The following is a 21667-nucleotide window of genomic DNA, read 5'->3' as shown; positions in this document are numbered from 1 at the left end:
CACTACTCACTTTTTACATTCAACAAAAAAAAATCAACATAAAACATATAAAAATTTACAATTAACAACTCACAATTAACAATTAAAAACATGGAGACAAAAGTTTTATACACAGGAAAAACACATACAACAGGCGGTAGAGAAGGAGCTTCTCAAAGTTCAGACGAACAATTGAATATCAAATTAAGTGCGCCGGGATCTTCACGTCCGGGGACAAATCCAGAGCAATTGTTTGCTGCGGGCTGGTCGGCTTGTTTTATTGGAGCTTTGGGAATTGCGGCTTCTAAACTGGGCATCAAACTTCCAGCAGAAACTGCTGTTGATGCTGAGGTTGATTTATGTGTAACTGAAGGCGAATATTCTTTACAAGCTAGATTAAATATCAGTTTGCCAGGTTTGGATTTAGAAACTTCTAAAGCATTAGCGGCTCAAGCGCATCAAACTTGTCCGTATTCTAAAGCGACAAGAGGAAATATAAACGTCGAACTTAATATTCTGTAAATAGAGAAACCCGACAGGTTTTTAAAACCTGTCGGGTTTATAAAATTAAGAAATCATGAAAAATATAAAATTATTGACAGTATTCGTAATGCTGTTTCTTTTGGCTGGAAACACTATTTTTAGTCAAAATGCAACAAAAAAAGGTTTTGCCTTTTTAGAACTCTATACTTCCGAAGGCTGTTCAAGCTGTCCTCCGGCAGATGAATTGATGGGGAAAATCCAGAATCAATACAAAGACAGCAATGTTTATGTTTTGTCTTATCATGTCGATTATTGGGACAAACAAGGTTGGAAAGATATTTTCAGCAATGCGGCAAACACTAAAAGACAATACGATTATGCAAAATTTATGGAAAAAGAGCCTATTTATACGCCACAGCTTATTATCAATGGCAAAATAGATTATATCGGTTCTCAGGAAACTGCCGTTCAAAACGGAATACGTTCAGCGCTTTCAAAACCCGCATTTACAGAAATTGCCTTAGAAGCTAATCAGCAAGGTGATAAATTGATTTTGAATTACAACATCAATAAAATTTCCAAAAATAATCGCTTATACGTTGCCGTGGTTCAAAAATCGGCTAAAAGCAATGTGAAAAGAGGAGAGAATGCGAATCGTGTTTTGTCGCATTTTCAAATTGTTCGAAGCTTGAATGGTTTTGTTTTGACCGGAAATCAAAAAGGGAATGTTTCGGTTTCTTTACCCAAAGGTTTTAATTCTAAAGATTTTGAAATTATAGGTTTCGTTCAGGACATGAATTCGGGAATTATTTTGGGTGCCGACCGAGCAGTTTTTACACAAAATTTACTGTAATAAAAGAATCAGATTTTCAATATTTTTAAACTGAAATTTGAATGTCTTAAACTGTCATTTTGAGAAAGATTTAGGGCAAAAAAAGCGCGGTTTTTGGTTCTGACACAATGACAGTTGTGTGTTTTTGTTTGTGTTTAAATTGTTGAAAACCAGTTATTTTTAATTTGTTATGTAAATTTATAAATTAAGTATTAAATGCAAAAAAAACAAAGCGGGTTATTGTTTGTAATTTTACTTTTTTTATAATCAAAACCCCGTTAATTTATTGCTATCTTTGGCAAAGTAAAGCCAACTTGAAACCTGTCCCGATAGCTATCGGGATGAAACTTGAAACAAAAAAAATATATGGAAAAAGTAAAACGCTTTCAGGTTTCTCCGAGAGTCATTTGGGGAAGTTCTATAGCCCTTGCAATCCTTGCTTCAATTCCAAAATTATTCGATGCTGCCACAACGCCTGGCGATTTAGTGATCAATTCTTCAATTACACTTCTGTTTTCTCTTTTTATCTGGTATTACAACATTTACAGTTTGCCGAAATTTTCGGCACAGCGCACTAATAAGAGCTTGTTTAACTGGAAGTTGTTGTTGAGCGTCGTATTAGGGATTTTGCTTATGGTTGTACTGGTAATCGCGCATCAGGAGCTTTTTCAGGTTTCAAAAATGGATGCGCCAATTATGTTTGAACTTCGAGGTGTTTTGATCAATTTGATTGTATATATGTTTTTGCACTTGCTTTTTCAGAATTATCAAACGCAACAAATAGGAGTTGAGCTTGAACGAACCAAAGCTTTAAATCTTGGTGCGCAATATGAACTTTTGAAGCAACAGGTAAATCCGCACTTTCTTTTTAATAGTTTAAACACGTTAAAATCAATGGTGGATATTCAGGATCCGCAGAGCTCAGATTTTATTTTAAAATTATCTGATTTTTACCGTTTTACACTTGATAGCCGAAAGCTTGACTTGATATCCTTAAAAGAGGAAATTCAGATTCTGGATTCGTATGTTTATTTGCTGAAAGCACGTTTTGAAGACGGATTTGAAGTGCTGAATGAAATTAATCCAAAACAATACGATTGCGCTATTCCGCCTTTTTCGCTTCAGCTTTTGATTGAAAATTGCATCAAACATAATGTCGTTTCTTTAGACAAACCTTTGCGAATTAAATTATATACTGAAAATGATTTTCTAGTGATTGAAAATCCAATTCAGCTGAAACGCGGCGTCTTGTCAACGGGCGTTGGTTTGGATAATATCAATCAGCGTTTTATGCATTTGGCTCACAAGGAAATCGAAATTGACAAAAACGACACTATTTTTAAAGTTAAAATACCGCTTATTTATGAATATCGTAATAATTGAGGATGAAGTAAAAACGGCCAAAGCACTAGGTCAGCTTATTTTGAGTATCAGGCCTGATGCGCAGATTTTGTCGTACATTCAGAGTATTGATGGCGCGGTGAGTTATCTTATGGAAAATGATCAGCCGGACTTGATTTTTATGGACATTCAGCTGGCGGACGGACTTTGTTTTGAGATTTTTAAAAACGTTGAGGTATTGTCTCCGGTGATATTCTGTACGGCTTTTGATGATTATGCGATTGAAGCCTTTAAATCAAACGGAATTGATTATGTGTTGAAGCCTTTTTCAAGAGACAGCATTTCGCAAGCGATCAAAAAAGCAGGTGAACTGAAGAATTTCTTCCAAAGAAATAAAAAAATGATGCCCGATTTCGACTATCTTTTAACTAGAACAGGCGAAAACACAGGCAAAAAAAGCTTTTTGGTTTTTAAAAACAATAAATACCAAACGATTCAAACCGAGAATATTGCGTTTTTCTTTATCAAAAATGAAACGCCAACGATTATGACTTTTGATAAAACCGAATATCAGATTACGCAATCTTTGGATGAGGTGCATAAGTTGTTGTCACCAATTCAGTTTTTCAGAACGAACAGGCAGTATTTGGTGAATTTTTCGGCAATTAGAGAAGCGGAGCATTATTTTTCAAGAAAGCTTTTGATCAAATTAACGATTCCGACAGAGGAAAAACTTTTAGTCGGAAAAGAGAAAGCGACGGCTTTTTTGAGCTGGCTCGAAAACCGTTGATAATTGTGAAATGTAAATAGTTTAACCGCAAAGCACGCTAAGATTTTTACATTCAAGGTTTAGTATAATCGCAAAGCACGCAAAGCTATGTGTAAAAAACTTTGCGAACTTAGCGTAAACCCTTGCGTCCTTTGCGGTTAGATTATCTATCTTTCAGTATGAAATATTTATAAATTACATTTCAAGTTTTTGTTTATATATAGTATTCTAAATTAAAGTAATACTGTTGTTTACGTTTGTTTCTTTTAAAAATATTTCATCATGTGAAACTACAATTAAAGTTCCCTGATATTCATTTAAAGCAGCAGTCAGAATTTCGATATTCTGGATGTCGAGATTGTTTGTTGGTTCATCTAAAATGATTAAATCGGGAGCCTGATTTGTGATTGTCAATCCGCAGAGCATTAAGCGCATTCTTTCTCCTCCGCTTAAAAACTGGCAAGGTTTGTCCCAATCTGATTTTCCGAAAAGAAAACGATTCAATCGCATTTTAATATCGTGTTCTTCTAAACCCGAAGTATTGCTTTGTTGCGCCTGTTCGTAAACCGTTAGCGCGTTATTGATTAAAGAATAATCCTGGTCAATATAAACGCTTTGGCAATCTGCAATTTTCAGATTTCCTGATTTTGGCTGTAATTTTTTTAAAATTAATTTAATCAGCGTTGTTTTTCCGGAACCGTTATTTCCTTTTAAAGCCATTCTTTCGCCCGAAAGAATCTGAAAACTCAAATCGGTTTTCCAAATATTTTTTTCGTTATAACTATAATTCAACGATGTTGCATCAACCATTATTTTTCCTTTATGCAAACGTGAATTATCAAGCCCGAATTTCATTTTATCCAAGCTCGAAACGTTTTCACGCAGTTCTCGCAATTCTTGTGATATACCGCCAATTTTTTCTTCATGAACGCTTTTCGTTTTTGATGTACTATTTTCGGCCTTATTTTTCAACGTATTCATCATAATGCGGGCAACTCCAGCTTTTTCTTGTTTCTTTTTGCCTTTTGCATCAGATTTTTGTTGTCTTTCAATCGTTTCCCGCTGTTTTTCTTTGGCTTTTTGAAGCGCTTTTTCTTTCGAATGAATATCAAGTGCTAAAGCATTCTTTTCGATATTCTTTTGTTCCAAATAAAAATCATAATTACCGCCGTAGGTTTTGATTCCGTTTGACTTTAATTCACAAGTTGTATCGAGTAAATTCAATAGTTTGCGGTCGTGGCTCACAATCAGCATCGTCAAGGACGAATCTTTGATGAATTGATACAGCAGCTTTCTTCCTTCAAGATCAAGATGATTGCTGGGTTCGTCCAATAAAATAAGTTTTGGTTCATGAATCATGATACCTGCGAGAAATACCTTTGTTTTCTGGCCTCCGCTCAAAGAATCCATTTTCTGATTTAAATCAAAATCATTTAATTTCCAGTAATTTAAAGCTTCGTTGCATCGATCTTCAATCGTCCAGTCGTCGTTGAGAATATTCAAATTGGCTTCAGTTACATTTCCCTCAAGAATTTCGCGGAAAGCGGTAAGTTTTGGCCCGATTTGTAAAGCTTCGGCAATCGTCAAATGATTGTATTGTCCGAAGATTTGTGGAATATAATACGGTTCGGTCTCAATTTCGATGGTTCCGCTTGACGGAAATAATTCTTTTGCAATAATTTTAAGCAAAGTCGATTTTCCAGAACCGTTATGTCCTGTTAAGGCTATTTTATTGCCTGTGTTTACTGTTAAGCTTACAGCGCTAAACAGCAATTCTGTATTAGAATGTGTATATGAAATGTTTTGCAGAATGATCATAATCTCTTTCTTAAGCATTAATAAATCAGCAAAAACCAAGTCTGGCTTGCTGTCTCTATATCTGAAAGAAATTATTTATTCACATTTACGGAAGTGTTTTTATTTGAAAGTGCAAAGATAATAAATGTTTTAAAAACTCATAACAAAAACAAAAAGCGTCTGAGAAGTTCTTAGACGCTTTTATATTTTTGTAGCCTTAAAAAGCCTTAAAATTAGCTTACAATCGCATTTTTAGAATAATTAGCTGCATATAATTCTCTAAACATCGCATACGTTACACTCACCATTGCAAAAGCTATAATAGCATCAATTGTAGCAGGAAAACCTAAAACGGCCAATTTTGAGAAAAAAGCAAAAATAATGTCGAAGAAAACTCCAGCAAAGACCCATTCTTTCAATCGCAATAATTTATTTGGAATCAATAATGTGATTACTCCAGCGACTTTAAACACACCCAGAATGTAAATAAAATGTGCTGGATAGCCCAATTGTTGTGTTATTCCCCAAACAATTGGATTTGAAGTTAATTCGAAAAAACCGCTGGCACCAAACCATAATGAAGTTAAAATGATTCCTGTCCAGTAAATAATTTTTGTTGTTTTTGTGTTCATGATTTTAATTTTTAAGTTGTTAAACAGGACAAAATTGCGCCAGATCCAACAGAAAACATATCGGTTTTTGGGTGAAACGGACAAATTGATTTCTGAAATAGACAATCCGAAAGTTCATCTGATTTTATAACTTTACGGTAGATTTAAAATCCCAAAATTAACGATGGAAGCCAAAACCATTTTGCAACAACATATCGCCAAAACGGCTGTATTGACTGATGAGGAATTTGACTATTTTTATTCTCATTTCAAACCTTTGTCCTTCAAAAAAGGCCAAACGATCATTAGTGCGGGCGACAAGGTAAACTGCGAATATTTCGTTATTTCAGGCTGTTTGAAGTCTTTTTTTATTAATGATGAAATCAAAATGTACATTCTTCAGTTTGCTATGCCAACTTGGTGGGCATCAGATTATACTGCTTTATACAATCAAACAGAAGCTACCATAAACGTTGACTGCATTACCGATTCTGAAGTGCTTTGCCTTTCAAACGAAGACCGCGAAAAACTCTGCAAAGAATTTCATCAAGTTGAACATTTCTTTCGTTGGAGAACGAATAAAGGTTATATCGCTTCTCAAAAAAGGCTTTTGTCTTTCATGAACAATAATGTCAAAGTGCGTTATGAAGAGCTTTTGGCATTATATCCTCAATTATATAATCTTGTACCAAAGCATTTGATAGCCGCATATTTAGGAGTTTCGAGAGAAACGCTGAGCCGGCTTTATAATTCTTAGTTTTTTGTTTTCCGCAGATTTAGCGGATTAGCAGATTTTATTTCGTGTAGTTTGTCATTTCGAGGAACGAGAAATCACACAAGAAATTCTACAAAGATTGTCGATATGCATTGCAGAATAGCTAGTGTGATTTCTCGTTCCTCGAAATGACAAAAATGAGAGTAAAAAACCTTTGAACCTTTGTCCCTTTGAACCTTTGAACCTCAAAAAAAAGAATGTGATCTAGGTCACGTAACCAATTTTCATAACCGCCGTTCCTTTGTATTGTACTTTTAAATACAATAAAAATGGAAACAACAAATTATAAAATCGTAAGCTCAAACAGCAACGTAGAATGGACTGGAAGAAAAGTAACCGGTGCACATAATGGTACAATTGGTATCAAAGAAGGTAATTTCATCTTGCAAGATGGAAAGGTAAAAGGCGGTAAAGTTGTAATTGATACCGCTTCTATTAAAATTCTGGATGTAACAGATCCGGCAACAAACACACAATTCGGAGGTCATCTTGCCTCAGATGATTTTTTCTCAATCGAAAAATTTCCAACAGCAACTTTTGATGTTCTTTCTGTAAAAGAATTATCAGACACCATTTTTTATCTTGAAGGCAATCTTACCATAAAAGATATTACACACGTTGCAGGTTTTGAAGCAACGTTAGAAAACAACCGAAATGCAATTGCCCTTACAGGGAAAATGATTATTGATCGTACCAAATACGATATCAAATTCCGCTCAGGGAATTTCTTTGTCGATTTAGGCGATACATTAATCTACAATGACTTTGATCTTGATTTTAATATCACTGCCGAAGCCATTTTTTCAGAACAATCTAAAAACTAAGACCATGCCTTACGTAAAAATAGAATTGACTCGCGAAGGCGTAACACGCGAGCAAAAACAGCAATTAATAAGCGGAATAACCAATTTGATTACCGAGGTTTTAAACAAAGATCCACATTTGACTCACGTTGTAATTCAGGAAGTTGAATTAAACGATTGGGGTTACGCAGGAGAACAAGTATCCGTATTAAGAGAAAAAGGCATTACAGCCGATAAAAAATAAATATCATGAAAAAACAAACTATAATCGTTACCGGAGCAGCATCTGGTATTGGAAAAGGAATCGCCAAATATTTTTTGGACAGAGGAGATAATGTTGTCATCAATTCAGTAACACCAGCATCATTAGAAAATGCTTTTAATGAATTTGGCGGAGGTGAGAATTTAGCCATGTATGCCGGAGATATCAGCAACAAACAAACAGGTGAACAATTAGTGAAAATTGCAATCGAAAAATTTGGTTCAGTAGATGTTTTGGTTAATAATGCTGGAATTTTTGACAGTAAACCATTTTTGGAAGTTGATGAAGCTTATTTAGATAAATTTCTGACAACCAACTTAAAAGGAACTTATTTCACTACTCAGGCTGTGATTCCTCAAATGTTAGAACAAAAAGGTGGTGTTGTAATTAATATTGGAACACCGCTTGTAAATCATGGTTTGGGCGGATGGCCTGCTTCGGCGCCAATTGCGAGTAAAGGTGCAATTCACGCTATTACGGTTCAGTTAGCGGCCGAATTTGGTAAACAAAACATTCGTTTCAATACCGTTGCTCCCGGAGTAATCAGAACGCCAATGCACGGTGATAATGCTGATGCGGCGGCTGGTTTGCATTTGCTAAACCGAGTTGGAGAAATTGACGATGTTGCCGAAATGGTGTACACCGTTGCCAAAAGCAATTTTATTACCGGTTCAATTATCAATGTTGACGGAGGAAAAGGCGCAGGACACAACTTAAATTAAAAATGAAAACTATTTTATTAACTGCTTTTATGCTCTGGAGTTTTCAGGGCATGAAAGCACAAAATACGATCAAAATGGAAAATCAAGCTGAAATTGCAGCAATAACAGATGCAGTTGAAAACTATTATTTTAAAGGAATTTACGAAGGAGATGTCATGCGTTTGGGAAGTATTTTTTATCCCGGAAGTTTTGTTTTTGGAGATGTAAAAGGGCAACCATACTTTAAAACGGTGGATCTTTATTTGGATGGCGTAAAAAATAGACAAAGCCCAAAAGATTCCGGAAAACCTTTTAAAGGTGAAATTTTGAATATAAAAGTCGTAAATTCAATCGCGATTGCAGAACTAAATGTAAAAATGTACGATTTCAATTATCGAGATTTTTTATCTTTTCATAAAATTGACGGAAAATGGCTTATTGTCAATAAAATGTTGACGGATTTAAGCGAATAATTTTAAATTTTAAAGTGATGTGGTACAATACAAAAGCATCGGAATTATTAGGGATTCAGTATCCAATTTTACAAGGGCCATTTGGTGGCAATCTTTCGACGCCTCAACTTACAGCGGCCGTTTCAAATGCGGGCGGTTTGGGAGGATATGGCGCGTATACTTTGAGTCCGCAGGAAATTTATGAAGCTGACAAACAGATAAAAGCTTTAACCAATAAACCTTATAATCTAAATCTTTGGGTTTCTGATTCAGATGCTGATCCAAGAGGAATCTCAGATGAGCAATACAATAAAGCAAAAGAATTGTTCAAACCCTATTTTGACGATGCCGGAATTCCGTTGCCAGAAAAACCAGCGCCATTTCAATCCCGATTTGAAAATCAGTTGCAAGTAGTTCTGGATATTCGTCCGAAGGTTTTCAGTTTTATGTTTGGAACGCTTTCTCAGGATATTTTGGAACAATGTCGAAAATTAGGAATTGCAACCGTTGGCGCCGCAACTACTTTAGATGAAGCATTATTTTTGGAAAATACCGGAGTTGATATGATTATCGCTTCTGGTTTTGAGGCTGGCGGGCATCGACCTTCATTTTTGGCTTCTGCCGAATCTTCAGTAACTGGAACTTTTGTTTTATTGCAATTGATTAAGGAAAAAGTAAAAGTGCCCGTTATTGCGGCAGGTGGAATTGCAAACGGAAAAGGAATTGCTGCAGCATTGGCATTAGGAGCAAGCGCGGCCCAAGTTGGGACCGCATTTTTAGCTACTGAAGAATCAAACGCATTACCAATTCATAGAGAAATGCTTTTTTCCGAAGCTTCTAAATACACAACTTTATCACGCGCATATACAGGAAGACTCGGGCGTGGCATCACGAGCCGAATTGCAAAAGAGATTATGGGAAAAGAAGCAGATGTTCTTCCGTTTCCGTTACAGACTACTTTTATGTCGCATTTAAGAAAAGCGGCATTGGATCAGGAAAAATGGGATATGATACTTTTTTGGGGCGGACAAATTTCGCCAATCCTAAAACATAGAAGGGCAGGAGAGTTGATGCATTCTTTGATCGAAGAAACAACAGCTTATTTTGATGAATTGAAATTTTAATTTAGCAAAGAATTGATATTTCGCCTCTCTGAAGCTTTAGATTTTAGGTTGTTTGATTTAGCTATAGATATTACGCCTTTACAAGGCTGTATAGTCACTCCAGAGGAGTGTTATATTTTTAGAAAGAATTATGAAGTTTGATTTAGCTATAGATATTATGTCTTTACAAGGCTGTATAGTCAACTCAGTAGGAGTGTTATATTTGTAGAAAGGATTATGAAGTTTAATTTAGCTATAGATATTACGTCTTTACAAGGCTGTATAGTCAACTCAGTAGGAGTGTTATATTTGTAGAAAGGATTATGAAGTCTAATTTAGCTATAGATATTATGTCTTTACAAGGTTGTATAGTCAACTCCATAGGAGTGTTATATTTATAGAAAGAATTATGAAGTTACAGTTTTAGCCCCATCGGGGCGGTATATGGCAAAGAATAGAAAAGGAATTAGAACTCATTTCAGAAGCGGAATGAGTTTTTTTATGTCTTTATTGAAATAGAAAAACTAAAATTGGCTTAATTTCATCCATAATAAGCTAATTTTTATGTTTTATAAATGATTGTTTTTGAGTTTGTTATTGAGTGAGGTTCGTTTAATTCAAAAAAAATCGAAAAAAAACAGCTTTAAACTTGACTAATTCGGTAGAATTAATATATATTTGTAATGCAGAAAATTTCTGCAATGATACTTATCCAGAAAGACTGAGGGAGTAGGCCCAATGAAGTCTTAGCAACCTGTTGCCAAACAAGGTGCTAAATCCTTCCCATCTTGCGGGACAGATAAGAAAGATTTCCGAAGTGAATCTGAATAAGATCATCAGTATTAAAATTTATTATTTCAAAAATGAAAACCAAGTCAGTTCTATTACACGCCGATTTTGATCGTTTGAATTTATTCTTTCAAGAAAATATTAAGATGGTTTTCCGAATGCGACCACGTTAGGTTTTCTTCTTTTTTTACTTTTTTTAAATCATACAAAAGGGCGTTAAACAATGTCTTAAAGGCTTTTATTGTCCAATTTTAAACGAAAATCACAAATAAAAACTAAAACATAATTAATCCACTAAAAATCAAATTACATGAAAAAAATACTATTAGGTTTAGCTTTCTCTTTTGGAATCATACAAACCCAAGCACAAGAAAATAATTTGCAATTAAAAGGAACTGTTGTCGATACTGTTGCACAATATGTTTATCTGCAAAAGTTTCACAATAAGATGTTTACCACAATCGATTCGGTAAAAGTCAAAGACGGGAATTTTAGTTTTAAAACAAAAGTAAAAACACCAGAATTATATGGTTTAAGCGTAAATACTGCAGATTCTCCATTGTATGTTTTTCTTGAAAAAGGGCCAATTACAGTTAAATTAAGTCCGAAAAAGTACTATACAAATTCTGTTGTAGAAGGTTCTGCAACTCAAGATTTGTTTGAAACGTATAAAAAATCAAAAGATGTAGAAATCAGCAAGTTCATTACTGAAAATCCAAAATCGATTGTTTCTGCTTATGTCTTGTATAGAAATTGGTCGTATCGATTGACTCCGGAGCAAATCACACAAAATATTGCTTTGTTGGATAAAAGCCTTCAAAATACAACTTACGTGAAAGAACTGAAAGATTTGGCCATTGTACTAGACGGATTAGCGGTTGGGAAAAAAGCGCCAGATTTTACTGCCAATGATACTGAAGGAAAACCAGTTCATTTTTCAGAAAATTTGAAAGGCTATACTTTAGTTGATTTTTGGGCTTCTTGGTGTGGTCCATGCCGAAGAGAAAATCCGAATATTGTTGCCGCTTACAAAGAATTCCACGATAAAGGATTTAATATAATCGCCATTTCTTTAGACAAAAAGAAAGAAAACTGGATCAAAGGAATTCAGGATGATAAGTTAACATGGACTCATGTTTCGGACTTGCTTTTTTGGAACAGTGCAGTGGCAAAATTATATGGCGTAAGAGCAATTCCTGCCAATTATCTAGTGGATTCAAACGGAATTATTGTGGCGAAAAATCTTCATGGAGAAGAATTGCAATCAACACTTAAAGGGCTTTTAGAGAAAAAGATTTAAGAATTCGAACATAGCTCAAAACTATACACAATCTTGTCATTCCGAGGAACGAGGAATCGCACTCGAAACTCGACAAAGATTGGCGACTTTGATTGTGGAATTACTAGTGTCATTCCGAGGAACGAGGAATGACAAACAGAACTTAATAATACAAAATAATACAATTAGTTAATTTAAAAATGATAGGGAAATGAATGCTATTGAGCCAACAACAAAACCAACGGAGCCTGAATGTTACTTTTCTAAATTTAGAGAAAACACGGTAGGAATTGAACATATTTTCGAATCGGTTTACGGAGAACAAAATCTGATTTATGCAGATTGGGTTGCCAGCGGAAGATTATACATGCCGATTGAAGATATAATGCTCAATAAAATTGGTCCAATGATTGCCAATACGCATTCACTTTCGAGTCAAACAGGAAAAACTTCCACATATGCTTACCAGCTTGCAAGAGACATAATTAAAAAATCTGTTAATGCAAATGAATCAGATGTTTTAGTAACTGCCGGCACAGGAATGACTGCAGCATTATCAAAACTGCAGCGAATTATTGGTTTGAAGAAAAATTATACCAATGAAAATGACAAACCTGTAGTTTTTATTACACATATGGAGCATCATTCTAATCAGGTTTCTTGGTACGCGATCGATGCTGATGTTGTGATCTTGCCGCCAAATGAAAATAACTTGGTTGATCCTGCTATTCTTTCTTTGGAAATAAAAAAATATGCTGACAGAAGTTTAAAGATTGGTTCGTTTACAGCTTGTTCAAACGTAACAGGAATTATTACGCCTTATCAGGAATTAGCTAAAATCATGCATCAAAACGGTGGCTACTGTTTTGTTGATTTTGCTGCTTCGGCACCTTATGTTAAAATTGATATGCATCCAAACGATCCAGAAGAACAGCTAGATGCAATTTTCTTTTCGCCACACAAGTTTTTGGGCGGGCCGGGAACCAGCGGTATTTTGGTTTTTAATGAAAAATTATATAGCGCTGAATTCCCTGATAATCCTGGGGGAGGAAATGTAAAATGGACAAATCCATTTGGAAATCATTCGTACAGTGATTTAATCGAAGTTAGAGAAGACGGCGGAACTCCGGGATTTTTACAAGTCATTAGAACCGCTTTGGCTTTAGAATTAAAAGAAAAAATGGGAGTGAAGCAGATTGCCAAAAGAGAAAAAGAACTATTGAACATCTGTTTTGAAAAGCTTCAAAAAATAAAAGGCTTATCAATTTTAGGGGATTTAACAAGCAAACGAATTGGATGCGTTTCGTTTGTAATTGAAGATATTCATTATAATTTGATTGTGAGACTTTTAAATGATCGTTTTGGGATTCAAGTTCGTGGTGGCTGGTCATGTGCGAGCACTTATGCGCATTATCTTTTTAATATTGATGAAAAGCGATCAAAAGCGATTACGACTGAATTACAGCAACGCAACCAAAGTAATAAACCGGGTTGGGTTCGTTTGTCGCTTCATCCTATTATGACAAATGAAGAGCTTTTGTTTATTTGCAAAGCAATTGAGCAGGTGGCTCTGAATTATAAAAATTGGCAAAAAGATTACGAATACAATCCTGTTTCAAATGAGTTTGAAAATCCTCGAATTAGCGATACAATTGCAAGAGAAGTAGATGATTGGTTTAAGCTGTAATGAAATTTAGTCTATTATTTTGATAGGTTAATAAAAGTTTTAATGGTTTTTGCGTTAAAATTGAAATTTACTATGTAAATTTGCAACCGCAATGAGAAAAAATAACCAGAATATGAAGAATTATTATAACGGCAGTATAATGTGCTGTAATGTTGTAATGCACTTTGTGGATCTGGCTTTTATATAAAATAATAGTATTTATTTCTAAAGCCTTTCATGAGTATTTGAAAGGCTTTTTTGTTTTTAAATTGGAATAAGAAATGATTGAATTAAAAAATGTAACCAAAACGTTTCATCAGAAAAACCGAATTGTCACGGCGCTTTCAGATGTTTCGCTTACGGTTCCGCCTGGGAAAATCTTTGGCGTAATAGGAACTTCGGGAGCCGGAAAAAGTACCTTGATTCGTTGTGTGAATTTGCTCGAAAGGCCAACTTCGGGAGTAATTATTGTTGATGGAAAAGCTTTAATGCAGTTGTCAAACAGTGAACTTGCTATTGAAAGACGAGAAATCGGAATGATTTTTCAGCATTTTAATCTGCTTTCGTCACGAACAGTTTATGAAAATGTCGCTTTTCCATTGGAATTGGCTGGAATTTCAAAAGGAGAAATTAAAACAAGAGTTTCAGAATTATTGCAGTTAGTAGGTTTGGCAGAAAAGGCAAACGATTATCCGGCAAGTCTTTCAGGCGGACAAAAACAAAGAGTAGCCATTGCAAGAACTTTGGCTAATAATCCAAAAGTGCTTTTGTGCGATGAAGCGACAAGTGCGCTGGATCCTGCAACAACAAGATCAATTTTGAACTTATTGAAAGACATTAATAAAAGACTAAATATTACCATTTTGTTGATTACGCACCAAATGGAAGTGGTAAAATCGATTTGTGATGAAGTGGCGGTAATCAGTCATGGAAAATTAATCGAGCAGGGAAGTGTGGGCGAAATTTTTGCTGATCCAAAACACGAACTGACAAGAGAATTTATTTCTTCTTCGCTTCATATTGAGATTCCGTCGGTTTATCAGGAAAAATTGCAAAAAGAAGACAACGGAAATCTGAATCCGTTATTGAAATTAGAAATGACAGGAAAATCGGTAAATGAACCCGTTATCTCAGAAGTTTCCAGACTTTTTGATACCGATTTCAAAATTGTAAGCGCACAAATGGATCAGGCGGGCGAAGTTAATTTTGGCGTTATGCTGATTGAACTTTCAGGAAAACGCGAAAATTACAATGCTGCGATTCAATATTTTAATTCAAAACACATTAAAACAGAAATTATAGGTTATGTCTGATTCAATTATAGATTTATTGTTAAAAGGAACTTGGGAAACCATTGTAATGACATTTGTGTCGGGATTTTTCGGTTTTTTATTAGGACTTCCAACAGGAATTTTATTGTTCTTGACGCGTAAAAATCAAATTCTAGAACAGCCAGTTTTAAACAGAATTTTATCGGTTTTGGTGAATATTTTTCGTTCCATTCCATTCATTATTTTAATCGTTTGGATGATTCCGTTTACACGTGCCATTGTTGGAACTTCAATTGGCGTAAGCGCGGCTTTAGTTCCGTTAAGTATTGGAGCAGCACCGTTTATTGCACGTTTGGTAGAAAACAGTTTGTTAAGTCTTCCTTCAGGATTAATTGAAGCGGCAAGAGCTTTAGGCGCAACGCCGTTACAAATTGTATATAAAGTTTTGCTTCCAGAAGCTTTGCCTTCTTTAATAAACGCAGCTTCAATTACATTAATCACGCTTGTAGGTTATTCTGCAATGGGTGGAGCTGTTGGCGCTGGAGGATTAGGACAAGTGGGTTATCAATACGGATATATTGGTTATGATGCCGTAACGATGAATTCGGTTTTGGCATTGCTGGTAATTTTAGTATTCATCATTCAATTTGCCGGAGACAAATTATCAAAACGATTTGATCATAGATAATCAATTAACAATTAATAATTTATAATTAACAATTAATATGAAACTAAATATTTTAAAAACTGCCGGAGTTTTGGCTTTGGGGCTTGTGTTATCAAATTGTGGAAATGATAAAAAGAATGATCCGCATTTTATAAAAGTTGGTGTTGCTTCTGGACCGGAATTAAAAGTGGCCGAAGCTGCTAAAAAAGTAGCGAAAGAAAAATTTGGATTAGAAGTTGAATTGGTTTCTTTCAACGATTATGTGATTCCAAACGAAGCCTTAAGTCAAGGTGATATTGATGCCAATGCTTTTCAGCATAAACCTTATTTAGATGAGCAATCGAAACAACGTGGTTATAAATTGGCAATTATTGGAAAAACATTTGTTTACCCAATTGCTGCTTATTCTAAAAAGATAAAAAGCCTTTCGGAATTGAAGAACGAAAGCACAATCATTATTCCGAATGACCCAACAAACGGAGGACGTTCTTTATTACTTTTGCAGAAAAACGGTTTATTGAAATTGAAAGATGGTGTTGGTCTGCTTCCAAAAGTAACAGACATTATCAGTAATCCTAAAAACTTAAAAATTTTAGAATTAGAAGCGCCACAATTGCCAAGAGCTTTAGATGATGCAAATGTTTCAATAGCAATTATCAACAATACATTTGCTTCTGCGGCCGGATTGGTTCCTTCGCGCGATGCTTTATTTGTTGAAGATAAAGAGTCTCCTTATGTGAATTTAGTGGTAAGTCGTGAAGACAATAAAAATGATGAAAAAGTAAAACAGTTTTTGCAAGCTTTTCAATCTGCAGAAGTTGAGAAAGCCGCGGAACAACAATTTAAAGGCGGAGCTGTAAAGGGTTGGTAATTTAAATTTAAGGTTTTAAAATAAAAAAAGACAGATATTAATCAATAATTGATGGTATCTGTCTTTTTTTTAATAGAAGCAATAAATTAATTTGTTGAAACCTCAAACCATGGAATGTCAAATTGCCCTTTCATTAAATAAACTTCTGCTTCATCATTTATTTTAGAATTATTGTATTGTTCTTTAGAGACCGTGACTTCATCACTTTCTTTTCGAGGTCCCCAAGGGCCAAGCTGTAAATAGTAGGTTGTTGTTTTTCCCGTAGAAATTCTTTTATCTAGTACAGAAGTTTTAAATATTTCAGGTTCAGAATGATCATAAAGGCAATTTACGGTTATGAATGTACCAAACGTGTAACATATTACAAGTGCAAAAATTCCCAAAAAACTTAAAATATCTGGAGTTTTGGTATGCTCTGTTTTTAGATTAGTAAAATATAAAGTAGAGGCGAAAGTCAAAGCAATTAATAGTGTCGGTATCCAAACATTTGAGTATTCAAGTAATTCGAAATCTATCAATGCTCTTAAAAATATGCACAAAGTGCTCATTAAGAAACCAAAGTAAATACTAGGATATGCACTGTTTTTTTTCTCATCAATCCTTATTAAGCCTTTAAAGATGCGCAAAACAATCAGAGATACAATAGGAAATGCAATGCACGGAATAATGGCATATTTGTACGGATTTGGAAAAAATAATACCCAAACTCCTGCAACGGCCCCAATTCCATTCATGATTTTTGCAAATATTCGTGCGCGATTTAGTTTATTCTTTCTTTCGGTTTTGTTCCAACCAAATTCTTGATTGTTTAAAATCTCTTTTTTTTCGTCAATTTCTTCAATCACATCCAAATCACGATAGTTATTATCTCTAAGCCATTTTTTTATTTCATCGGTTTTACCAAAATAAGTGCTGATTTTAATGTCTTTTTTATTCTCACTTTTAGATTCAATAATGATAAACTTGTCATTGATTCTGTAACCTTTGATTTCATGAAGAAATAATTCTCTTTTTGAAAGTGTGGTAATGTTATAAATACGGTTTTTGTCAATTACAAATTTGCCTTTCGCGGTATCTAAAACTGCAATTACAAATACGCAAAGCATAACAAGCGAAAGTGGCCCAATAAACCAATATGAATTTGGAGCAAGATCATTTTTTACGGCTGGAATAATTGGCATCAACAACAAGAAACCGAAAACAGCAATTAAAAGTGTGCCAAAGATGTACATGAAAACTGCCCATCCTTTGTTCATTTTATATTCTTTCATCTAATTAATTAGGTTAAAATTGATAGTTCGCGACAAACAAATATATAAGAAGTTTTACCGATTTTGGAATGCGTAATTAGATTTTTACTTAAAATGATGTTGCATAACATCTAGTACATAAGTAATCGGGCATATTAAAATGAATTTTTCAAAAGAAAGCTATTCTTTAAAATAATAACTATTAAAATCTGTTGAATACCAATGTTTCTTTTGATTTTGGCTTAAAAGAATGCATTTAACAAAAATGGTTCAATTTAGGTTGTTAAAAATCAAAAGGTTTCATTTTATAATATGAAACAGACTTGTATTAAAAAAAAGATATTTTAAGCTTTATTCCTGCCTAACTTTATAGAATATTTAAATGTATATCGAATAAGAAATTGTTTGTTTCTTTTTCTTAATCGATTATTTTTTTGATTGTCATTTTGTTTTCACCAAAAACAAGGATTCATTTAATTTTATAAATTGTATAGTATGTCTGTTCCCAAAGAGTTATATAATTTAAAATTCTCAGAATATTTAGAATCGCTAAAGGTTTTGTATCTAGTAGATGATAATTTTAAGGCAATCTGTGATGACTATTGTTCCAATATGCTGAAAACGGAGAAGTATAAGAAAAAGTTTGAAAAGTATTTTCAATATAAATTGGAAGCAGAAAATTTAGCTAAAGAATTAGAAGAAGAAATTTTGATTTATTTGATCCGCAATGGATGGGATAAAAAATAAATGGTTGTTAGTTTTGTTTTAGTGAATTGGTTAGTAGTTATGAAAATCCCATTTTTAAATGGGATTTTTTTTGTTATGCATTGTTATTTATCAAATTTAAATATCAAGATTCATTTTAACGATTGTTTAATCTTTCTAGCAAGTAATTTTTGTTGCATTTTTCTCAAAAAAAGCTAAAACCCTTGTTTTTTCGGTACCTCACGCATCTTTTCTAACATCAATTCAAGATAATTTTTTAGGTTGCAAATTATAAACTGAAACATAAATATTTGATTGTCAGTCATTTTACTTTGTAATTTTAGCAAGATTTAACACAATATTTTTGAAAATCAAATATTTCAAATAATCACTAAACCTTAATTGGTAAGATTAATACTATACCTGAATTTATAAACGCCAAAAAAAGCCCATCCATAAAGAAAGACAGTTTTAAATTATTTTCATTTAAATCCCTCAAAATAAATATAAATTAAACTAGAATCATTATGAAAAAAAAGTGTTTGCGTATGGTCAAGATTAGGTGTCTGGCCATTGTTATCAGCTTTCTGGCCATAAACCTCATGCATGGACAGGATGACGGAGCGAAAAAGAGCATGGAAATCTATGGTTTCATTATGACCGATATTGGTTATAATTTTAATCAGATTCAACCCGATTGGTACGATGTTGTCCGACCAACAAAACTACCATCTTACAAAGATCAATACGGCCCAGACGGAAACTATTATGCATCTGTGCGCCAAACAAGATTTGGAATCAAAAATTATTTTGATACTGGAATTGGAGAATTAAAAACTCATTTTGAATTTGAGTTGTTTGGAACTGGAGTTGATGCTGGCCAAACTACTTTTCGTTTGCGTCATGCTTATGCTGAATTAGGCAAATTTGGAGCTGGACAAACTTGGAGCCCGTTTATGGATATTGATGTTTTTCCAAATACATTAGAATATTGGGGACCTACCGGAATGGTGTTTTTTAGAAACATTCAAATTCGTTATATGCCAATTCAAGGTGATACCCGCTTGACGATTGCATTAGAAAGACCAGGAGCAAGTGCTGATCAGGGAATTTATGCAGATCGTATCGAACTTCAAGGTGTAAATGCAAGATTTCCATTTCCGGATTTGTCAGCAGAATATCGTCATGCATTCAATTGGGGATACCTTGAGCTAGCTGGAATTTTGAGAAAAGTGGAGTGGAAAGATCAAAACAATGACCAGTATGATTTGTCAGGTGATGCTCTTGGATGGGGTTTGAACTTGAGTACGAATGTCAAATTTGGCAAAAGTGATGTTTTCAGAGGTCAGGTTGTTTACGGAGAAGGAATTCAGAACTACATGAATGACGCTCCTGTAGATATCGGAATTGAAAACACAGGGAATCCAACAAGACCTGTAAAAGGTGTTGCATTGCCTTTGCTCGGAATAGTTGCTTTTCTTGATCATTCCTGGAATGAAAAATTCACAAGTTCTATAGGCTACTCAATGATTGATATTGATAACTCTAATGCAATGACCAATGATGCTTTCAAAAAAGGACAATATGTTGTTGGAAATGTACTTTATTCACCAGCAAAAAACTGCTTGATCGGTGGAGAGTTTCAATGGGGAGACCGAGATAACTTTAGAGACGGCTGGAGTACTTCGATTACAAAAGTGCAGTTTTCCTTTAAATACAATTTCTCGGAAACATTCTATAGAAAAAATTAATAGTTGATAGCTGTAAAAAGTTATCAAAACAAAAAAAACAGAAAATATGTATACAAAAATACAATACATTATACTGTGCGGTTTGTGTATTACTTCTCTAAACGCTCAAACCAGAACTGAAAAAGATCTTTTGGGCGAAAAACAAATTCCTGCAAATGCATATTATGGAGTTCAAACAGCTCGTGCATTAGAGAATTTTCAGATCAGTGGCACGACAACACAATTTTACCCAGATTATGTTAAGGCTTTTGCTATGGTAAAACTAGCAGCCGCTCGAGCAAATGCTGATGTTGGCCGACTAAAAAAAGACCGACTTGCAGCGATAGAAAAAGCGTGTCAAGCTGTTATTGATGGCAAGTATCACGATCAGTTTTTGGTAGATTTATACCAAGGTGGAGCTGGTACTTCGGCAAATATGAATGTTAATGAAGTTCTTGCCAATATCGCCCTCGAATTGAGCGGACATAAAAAAGGAGAATATCAATATATTGAACCTCATGACGATTTAAATATGGGGCAATCTACAAATGATGTTTACCCAACAGCTATAAAAGTAGCTTTGTTGCTTCATAATGACAAACTGGTAAAAGAAGCCGATTTGCTTGCAAAAGCATTCCATAAAAAAGGAGATGAATTCAAAGATGTTTTGAAAATGGGGCGTACTGAAGGACAAGATGCAGTTCCAATGACGGTAGGACAGGAGTTTCATGCTTTTGGAAATCAATTAGATGCCGAAGTTAATACGCTACGCAAAGTCGAAGTCTTTTTATGCGAACAAAACATGGGAGCTACTGCCATTGGAACAGGAATTACGGCTTCACCAGGATATGCTGAAAAGGTTGCGACACATTTGGCAAAAATTACAGGAAAACCAATTGTAATGAGCAAGGATCTTATTGCGGCTACAACCAGCCAACAAGGATTTGTGCTCTATTCATCAGCGCTAAAAAGTATGGCGGTTGCTGTTTCTAAAATAAGCGGCGATCTTATTATTTTGACTTCTGGACCTCGTACAGGGATTTTTGAAATCAATTTGCCTGCACTTCAGCCTGGATCTTCAATTATGCCGGGCAAAGTGAATCCTGTAATGCCAGAGCTTATGAACCAGCTTTGCTTTAAAGTAATGGGGAATGATCTAACTGTGACACTCGCGGCACATTCAGGTTTATTGCAGTTAAATGCTTATGAGCCTATTGAAGCCATTGCAATGATGGAATCGCAAGGATTGTTTTTTAAATCTTTTCCATTGTTCAGAAAAAATTGTATTGAAGGCATTACTGTAAACAAAGATATCCTGAACAATTATATGGAAAGAAGTGTAGGTATTGTTACCGCTCTAAATCCAGTTTTAGGATATGAAAAAACAACAGAACTAGCTAAAGAAGCACTTGAAACTAATAAAGGAATTCTCGAGCTTATTCGTGAAAAGAAATTGCTGACTGAAGATCAAATTAAAAAACTTCTTGATCCCGCAACCTTGACAGGACAAAAATAACATCAACTTAAAAAG

General features: G+C 34.5%; 21 protein-coding genes and 1 riboswitch. Of the genes, 18 read left to right on the top strand and 3 right to left on the bottom strand.

All coding sequences use genetic code 11. The features are described 5' to 3' along the window. Positions 1 to 90 precede the first annotated feature (90 nt). The 4 genes from EYY60_RS20930 (at position 91) to EYY60_RS20915 (ending at position 3425) form a co-directional block, all read left to right on the top strand. Positions 91 to 501, top strand: a complete 411-nt coding sequence (locus EYY60_RS20930; RefSeq protein ID WP_132991218.1) for an organic hydroperoxide resistance protein — start codon at positions 91 to 93, stop codon at positions 499 to 501. Between the two features lie 55 nt (positions 502 to 556). Further along, the gene (locus EYY60_RS20925; RefSeq protein ID WP_132991217.1) at positions 557 to 1315 is read left to right on the top strand and encodes a DUF1223 domain-containing protein; all 759 of its coding nucleotides are present in this window, start codon (positions 557 to 559) and stop codon (positions 1313 to 1315) included. 345 nt (positions 1316 to 1660) lie between these two features. Then, complete coding sequence (locus EYY60_RS20920) at positions 1661 to 2677, top strand: sensor histidine kinase (RefSeq protein ID WP_132991216.1); 1017 nt, start codon at positions 1661 to 1663, stop codon at positions 2675 to 2677. Further along, entirely contained in the window at positions 2658 to 3425 is a 768-nt protein-coding gene (locus tag EYY60_RS20915; RefSeq protein ID WP_132991215.1) for a LytR/AlgR family response regulator transcription factor, read from the top strand. The genes EYY60_RS20920 and EYY60_RS20915 overlap by 20 nt, the downstream gene beginning before the upstream one ends. A 207-nt stretch (positions 3426 to 3632) precedes the next feature. On the opposite strand, the gene EYY60_RS20910 is transcribed toward EYY60_RS20915, so the two are convergent. Both EYY60_RS20910 and EYY60_RS20905 read right to left on the bottom strand, forming a co-directional pair. Next, complete coding sequence (locus EYY60_RS20910) at positions 3633 to 5222, bottom strand: ABC-F family ATP-binding cassette domain-containing protein (RefSeq protein ID WP_132991214.1); 1590 nt, start codon at positions 5220 to 5222, stop codon at positions 3633 to 3635. A 212-nt stretch (positions 5223 to 5434) separates the two neighbouring features. After that, a complete protein-coding gene (locus EYY60_RS20905; protein WP_132991213.1) occupies positions 5435 to 5833 on the bottom strand; it encodes a DoxX family protein in 399 nt (132 codons plus the stop codon). 163 nt (positions 5834 to 5996) lie between these two features. On the opposite strand from EYY60_RS20905, the gene EYY60_RS20900 reads away from it, so the two are divergent. The 11 genes from EYY60_RS20900 to metQ all read left to right on the top strand — a co-directional run bounded on the left by EYY60_RS20900 (position 5997) and on the right by metQ (position 16451). After that, on the top strand, positions 5997 to 6569 hold the full coding sequence (locus EYY60_RS20900) for a Crp/Fnr family transcriptional regulator (RefSeq protein ID WP_132991212.1): 573 nt from the start codon (positions 5997 to 5999) through the stop codon (positions 6567 to 6569). Positions 6570 to 6856: 287 nt separating this feature from the next. Then, positions 6857 to 7411, top strand: coding sequence for a YceI family protein (locus EYY60_RS20895; protein WP_132991211.1), 555 nt, complete (start codon positions 6857 to 6859; stop codon positions 7409 to 7411). A 4-nt stretch (positions 7412 to 7415) separates the two neighbouring features. Beyond that, a complete protein-coding gene (locus EYY60_RS20890; protein WP_132991210.1) occupies positions 7416 to 7634 on the top strand; it encodes a tautomerase family protein in 219 nt (72 codons plus the stop codon). Between the two features lie 5 nt (positions 7635 to 7639). After that, the gene (locus tag EYY60_RS20885) at positions 7640 to 8374 is read left to right on the top strand and encodes an SDR family NAD(P)-dependent oxidoreductase (RefSeq protein WP_132991209.1); all 735 of its coding nucleotides are present in this window, start codon (positions 7640 to 7642) and stop codon (positions 8372 to 8374) included. A 2-nt stretch (positions 8375 to 8376) separates the two neighbouring features. Further along, the gene (locus EYY60_RS20880) at positions 8377 to 8826 is read left to right on the top strand and encodes a nuclear transport factor 2 family protein (protein ID WP_132991208.1); all 450 of its coding nucleotides are present in this window, start codon (positions 8377 to 8379) and stop codon (positions 8824 to 8826) included. Between the two features lie 17 nt (positions 8827 to 8843). Continuing rightward, on the top strand, positions 8844 to 9929 hold the full coding sequence (locus EYY60_RS20875) for an NAD(P)H-dependent flavin oxidoreductase (protein ID WP_132991207.1): 1086 nt from the start codon (positions 8844 to 8846) through the stop codon (positions 9927 to 9929). A 684-nt stretch (positions 9930 to 10613) separates the two neighbouring features. Continuing rightward, positions 10614 to 10714: riboswitch (SAM riboswitch) on the top strand. Positions 10715 to 11007: 293 nt separating this feature from the next. Next, positions 11008 to 11997, top strand: coding sequence for a TlpA disulfide reductase family protein (locus EYY60_RS20870; RefSeq protein WP_132991206.1), 990 nt, complete (start codon positions 11008 to 11010; stop codon positions 11995 to 11997). Positions 11998 to 12187: 190 nt separating this feature from the next. Beyond that, complete coding sequence (locus EYY60_RS20865; protein WP_132991205.1) at positions 12188 to 13663, top strand: aminotransferase class V-fold PLP-dependent enzyme; 1476 nt, start codon at positions 12188 to 12190, stop codon at positions 13661 to 13663. A 260-nt stretch (positions 13664 to 13923) separates the two neighbouring features. Continuing rightward, the gene (gene metN, locus EYY60_RS20860; RefSeq protein ID WP_132991204.1) at positions 13924 to 14955 is read left to right on the top strand and encodes a methionine ABC transporter ATP-binding protein MetN; all 1032 of its coding nucleotides are present in this window, start codon (positions 13924 to 13926) and stop codon (positions 14953 to 14955) included. Further along, positions 14948 to 15601, top strand: a complete 654-nt coding sequence (locus tag EYY60_RS20855; RefSeq protein ID WP_132991203.1) for a methionine ABC transporter permease MetI — start codon at positions 14948 to 14950, stop codon at positions 15599 to 15601. Before metN ends, EYY60_RS20855 begins: the two co-directional genes overlap by 8 nt. Before the next feature lie 37 nt (positions 15602 to 15638). Next, on the top strand, positions 15639 to 16451 hold the full coding sequence (gene metQ, locus EYY60_RS20850; RefSeq protein WP_132991202.1) for a methionine ABC transporter substrate-binding lipoprotein MetQ: 813 nt from the start codon (positions 15639 to 15641) through the stop codon (positions 16449 to 16451). An 86-nt stretch (positions 16452 to 16537) separates the two neighbouring features. Here the strand turns inward: metQ and EYY60_RS20845 are convergent, their stop codons facing one another. Then, on the bottom strand, positions 16538 to 17722 hold the full coding sequence (locus tag EYY60_RS20845) for a hypothetical protein (protein ID WP_132991201.1): 1185 nt from the start codon (positions 17720 to 17722) through the stop codon (positions 16538 to 16540). A 474-nt stretch (positions 17723 to 18196) separates the two neighbouring features. Here EYY60_RS20845 and EYY60_RS20840 point away from each other — a divergent pair, with 474 nt between their 5' ends. From EYY60_RS20840 to EYY60_RS20830, 3 genes are all read left to right on the top strand, one after another. Continuing rightward, positions 18197 to 18448: a hypothetical protein gene (locus tag EYY60_RS20840; protein ID WP_132991200.1), complete on the top strand. Its 252-nt coding sequence runs from the start codon at positions 18197 to 18199 to the stop codon at positions 18446 to 18448. A 485-nt stretch (positions 18449 to 18933) separates the two neighbouring features. Next, positions 18934 to 20157 carry a DcaP family trimeric outer membrane transporter gene (locus EYY60_RS20835; protein ID WP_235832374.1) on the top strand — a complete coding sequence of 408 codons (1224 nt, stop codon included), beginning with the start codon at positions 18934 to 18936 and terminating at the stop codon, positions 20155 to 20157. Between the two features lie 46 nt (positions 20158 to 20203). Then, on the top strand, positions 20204 to 21652 hold the full coding sequence (locus EYY60_RS20830; RefSeq protein WP_132991199.1) for an aspartate ammonia-lyase: 1449 nt from the start codon (positions 20204 to 20206) through the stop codon (positions 21650 to 21652). Positions 21653 to 21667 lie beyond the last annotated feature (15 nt).

Origin of the sequence: Flavobacterium zhairuonense, assembly GCF_004352915.1 — a bacterium.
Classification (GTDB): domain Bacteria; phylum Bacteroidota; class Bacteroidia; order Flavobacteriales; family Flavobacteriaceae; genus Flavobacterium; species Flavobacterium zhairuonense.
This window is presented reverse-complemented; position numbering and strand designations above follow the sequence as displayed.